1 protein-coding gene is annotated in these 273 nt (G+C 64.1%); it reads right to left on the reverse strand.

Annotation, left to right across the window (positions count from 1 at the left end):
• The coding region (locus Ga0451573_RS19195; protein ID WP_231685796.1) for a TetR/AcrR family transcriptional regulator C-terminal domain-containing protein at positions 1-273 on the reverse strand (273 nt) is incomplete at both ends.

Raw genomic sequence — 273 nt, forward strand, 5'->3', positions numbered from 1 at the left:
GTGCCGCTGTCGATCACTTCGGCCATGCGCTCCTCGGACGGCGCCGGGGCGGCCTGGAAGATGAAGGGCAGGAACAGCGAAGCCTTGCACAATTCCATGAACTGCGAGGCGGCGAGGTCGCAATCCTCGATCGCAAGATCGCCGGAGGCGACATGGGCGCGGAGATATTCGGACAGGCGGGTGATGGTCATGTCCAGCACGCGCAAATAATAGCGGCGGCCGACATCGGGCATGCGTTCGGCGATCGCCATCACGGTGCGGATTGCGGATCCG

This window comes from Phosphitispora fastidiosa (genome assembly GCF_019008365.1).
Classification (GTDB): domain Bacteria; phylum Bacillota; class Thermincolia; order Thermincolales; family UBA2595; genus Phosphitispora; species Phosphitispora fastidiosa.